Origin of the sequence: Eudoraea sp. (assembly GCF_049669105.1) — a bacterium.
Classification (GTDB): Bacteria; Bacteroidota; Bacteroidia; order Flavobacteriales; family Flavobacteriaceae; genus Eudoraea.
Genome location: NZ_JBATKE010000220.1, coordinates 1 through 4263 on the forward strand (window position 1 = coordinate 1; position 4263 = coordinate 4263).

The 4263-nt window shown below is 37.5% G+C and carries 3 protein-coding genes and 1 pseudogene; all 4 read left to right on the top strand.

Translation table 11 applies throughout. The annotated features are described in order from the left end of the window. Positions 1-303, top strand: a pseudogene (locus WBM60_RS16515) (hypothetical protein); the annotation flags it as partial. Between the two features lie 462 nt (positions 304-765). Continuing rightward, entirely contained in the window at positions 766-2316 is a 1551-nt protein-coding gene (locus tag WBM60_RS16520; RefSeq protein ID WP_424283351.1) for a DUF1254 domain-containing protein, read from the top strand. A gap of 22 nt (positions 2317-2338) precedes the next feature. After that, a complete protein-coding gene (locus tag WBM60_RS16525) occupies positions 2339-3220 on the top strand; it encodes a hypothetical protein (RefSeq protein WP_424283352.1) in 882 nt (293 codons plus the stop codon). A gap of 218 nt (positions 3221-3438) precedes the next feature. Continuing rightward, a partial coding sequence (locus WBM60_RS16530; protein WP_424283353.1) for a hypothetical protein occupies positions 3439-4263 on the top strand: 825 nt, incomplete at its 3' end.

Below are 4263 nucleotides of genomic sequence, written 5' to 3' on the forward strand. Positions count from 1 at the left end.
TTAAATGTTGTTGGAAACCCGATGGACGGTAAATTTGAAATTGTATTAAATGAAGAAATAAATCTAAGCTCATTGCTCAAAGCCGGCCTGTCATCCTTTGATGATAAATATTATGACAACCAGAGCAGTAGAGTGCTAATGACGTCAAAAGCCGAACTTATTTATGATGAACCAAGATTGCTCCAACTTGATGGTGAAGTTATAGGTAAATTCAAAACCTTAAAAGTTGAATTATTGGAGGGAGCGGTAAATCTGATCACTACTGGAAGAAATGAATACATAAAAAAAGCGAGCCAGAAATAGCTCGTAGTTGAAAAGAAAAGTTGAAAAGGCAATAACTAAATTTAAATTCGAAGTATGGAAAAGCTAAAAAAATAATGGAGAGGAGTTATCGAAAGATGTTCAGAATATCATTCAGAATTATCTAAAATTATTTGGCTTAAAGCAAACAGAATCACTTGCCGTTTTTATGGGTTTGATATCGATGGTAATTCTAACAACTAACTTATTACTTATTTTAATTGTCTTTTATTCATACAATTCATTTTAGACAACTTCCATAGTTTCTTCACCTATATCTCTACTATTCTTCCACTTTAGTTTATTGTATGAACGCGCTGTAGCGACTACTTTTGATTTTATAATATAAGCGAAACTAGGCCATACCAGCTATGGAGCATTACCGCAGAAATAATTTAAATCGCCTAAACATTCCCTTTCGATAATTAGAAAAATAGGATACTGAATAGTCATAAAACAAATAAGATGAAAACACAAAAATTAGTAAGTATTGCAATTACATGTTTGTTTATGATTGGAATGATTATTCCAATACAGGCCCAGGAAACCGGCGAAAACAGAAACCTGTTTGAAACGGCTGGTGAGAAACAAACTGAAAAAGGTTTTAAACCCGCTTCAGATAAAATAGAGACCAATTTTGGAACCTTAAATTTTGAGTTGGAAGCATTTCCGGATGAAGCATCTGTAAAGAAAATTTATGACGAAATGGATTTACAACGTGCTACTCAAGCGTATATGGATTTTTATCCAGCGCTTTCGGTGTACGCTATTGTAAAGTCACAGATTCGCGATTTTAAATTTAAATCTTCTTCGGATATTGCTGTGGCAGCAGGTCCCGGTTGGTTACCAAGTGAACCTTTTTTAACAGGAAATAACAGTACGGTTTATGCAATTGCTTCGTTAGATTTAAAAATAGATGGCCCAACAGTGGTTGAAATTCCACCAGGGATGTACGGTACTGCAAACGATGCCTTATTCAAATTTATGGTGGACTTTGGTTTTGTTGGTCCGGACAAAGGTGAAGGTGGTAAGTATCTATTCTTACCTCCAGGTTATAAGGATGAAATTCCTCAAGGCTACTTCCCGATCAAATCAGATAGTTATCGAGTATGGGTTATGATGCGTGGATTTGGCGAAGTAGGTTTGGGCGATCAGGCTGTAGCTTGGTTCAAAAAAAACCTGAAAGTATATCCTTTGGCTACAGGCCCACGAGAAGGTAATTATGCGAATACCACAGGTATGGGAATTAATCCACTGCCGGCAGAAGATGCTTCTGTTTTTACCGATTTGAATGAGATTATTCAATATGAGCCAACAGAATTATTTAGCCCAGAGCAATTAGGTCGTTTATCAACCTTAGGCATACGCAAAGGGCAAGTTTATGCTCCTGATGCTCGCATGCAAAAGATATTGGATCAAGGAGCAAAACAAGGAGTTGCCATGTCGAGAGCTATTGTTTACGCTTCGCGTGAGCCGGATATTCGTTATTGGGATAACCGTAAGTGGGAAAAGATGTTTTTATACAATACCACCTTTGAGCGAGATGGAATTACTGATATCGATGCAAGAACACTTTGGCATTATCAGGCCATTGTTGTTTCCCCTAATTTATTATCTACTACACCTGGTCAAGGAACTGCTTATTTAACAGCATTCCGAGATGACAAAGGTGCTTTTTTAGATGGCGGAAAAAATTATCGATTACATGTTCCTGCAAATGCGCCTGTTAAACGTTTTTGGGCTGTTACTGCTTACGATGTAACCACTCGTGGATTATTAGATGCAGGTGGTAATACCAACAAATCTGTTGGCAGTATGGATAAGCCAGAAGTTAATGCTGACGGTTCTGTTGATCTTTATTTTGGTGCTGAACCTCCAAAAGATAAAAAACTAAAAAACAATTGGGTACCCACCAATGCTGAGAAAGGATTTTTTGTGGTCTTCCGTTTCTATGGCCCTGAAGAAGGATACATTAATAAGACCTGGGTGCTTAACGATTTTGAATTAATTAAATAATCTAAAAGATATGAAAACAAGAATGAAAACAATCTTCGCCTGTTTATTACTAAGCGGCCTTATGATACCTGTGCAGGCACAGGTACAAAAAATGAAAAAAACAATTATTCCCTTCTTGTTTATTTTAATAGGAGTGTCCTTTCAAGGGATTGGACAAGAAAAGAAGGCTTCTGATTCAACCTCGAGTTCAACCGAGCTAACAGCAGCTGAAAAAGCTGCTATAGCAGCTAACAACCCTTTGGCAAGTATCAAGACCTTTAATATGCATAATTATTACAACCCAAGTTTAGCGGGATTGCCTGATGAAACTTCCAACACATTTTGGTTTAGATACGCGCAACCCGTTGGGAGTTTTTTAATAAGAGCATCATTGCCTATGTCTTCTATGCCTACAGGAGGCCAAACGAATACTTCAGGCCTGGGAGATTTGAATGTCTTTGGAACTTATCTTGCTGTAAAAAATGACAAAACAACTTTTGGTGTTGGGCCCTTAGTAGTTGCTCCAACTGCAAGTCAAGAAGCTTTGGGTAGTGGTAAATGGCAGGGAGGACTTGCACTGATTATTTTTGAGGTCCTTTCAAAACAGTTTCAGGTTGGGGGGTTAATAACCTGGCAAGCTTCATTTGCCGGGCAGTCAGATAGAGAGGATACGAATGTTATGGCAGTTCAGGCCATTGGCTTGTGGCAGCTAGGTAAAGGAACGTATTTAAGATCAAGTGCTGTTTCAACTTTTAATTTTGAATCGGGGTCATATGTAGTACCATTTGGCTTAGGTATCGGTAAAGTGTTAAAAGCAGAAGGTTTGGTGTTCAATATTTTTGCGGAGCCTCAATTCACTGTGATAAGTTATGGCGTGGGACAACCAAAGATTCAACTTTTCTTTGGTTTAAACACACAGTTTTAAATCATAAAAACTAAAAGACGATTATTTACTTTAATTCTCACAGCCTGTAAAAAGAAAGTATTTGGATAGAGCCCTGCTTGTTTAAAAAACTTCTTTGTTTGCTTAAGAATGTATGGACCAACACAACCATGGATAGATGGTGCATGGAGACCGAGCAATGTTGAATTGGTGAAATAGGAAAAGCTATAATAAGAATTAATTTGAATACTAACAGAAAAATGATCAATTTAATCAAAATTTTTTTTCTACAAAACCACGAGAGTTTTTTATGGAGTATTCCCTTGATATTATCCTTATTATTACTTCCACCGAACGCTTCTTCTCAAAACACTATTGTTGGCGATACAATCGTGCCAGTTCCGCAATCACTCAATATCTCGCAAATTCCGGAATACACTCATGCCTCTGGTCGTTTAGTAAAAAATGTCAGTGATTTGACCAAACAAAATAAGGATTTAAATCATATTAAAAAGGAACTACCCCTGGCCGGGGAAGACATCAGTACCAAATTACAACTATTGAAAGATAGCAGTGTTGTCTACAGACCAGATCGCCTTGACCAGGAACTGCGGGAAATAGACCTCATTAGCGAACGCGTAGATAAGTGGAAAGGGTTAGTGACAGAATGGTCAGATGATGCCCGGCTAAAAAGCAAACAACTAGATTCATTGTTGAACTTAGGACTACTTTCATTAGAGTTTATGACACGGCAAATGGAAGAAAACAAATCAGAATCTGATCAGCTGGAAAAAGATAGTACCGAAGTAAATGTGATATTAAAATTAGTTGATGATCTCAGTTCTAACATATCTGGACTTACCCTCGCACAAGGCAATCTGAATATATGGATCAATGAAATTCAGCCAATCGAAGATATGTTGACGGTTACTTTTAGCGACATCAATGCCGCTAAAACCCTGCTCCAGGATAGAAGACAGGAAATGGCAAAACAAATCTGGATTCCCGAATATCCCCCGATATGGAACATAAACCAAAATTCTATATACGTTCATGACGAGCCAAAACTTATATTAGTTTTACAA

Coding starts and splice junctions, on each gene's coding strand:
- WBM60_RS16520 (WP_424283351.1), top strand. CDS start 766: ATGAAAACACAAAAATTAGTAAGTATTGCAATTACATGTTTGTTTATG.
- WBM60_RS16525 (WP_424283352.1), top strand. CDS start 2,339: ATGAAAACAATCTTCGCCTGTTTATTACTAAGCGGCCTTATGATACCT.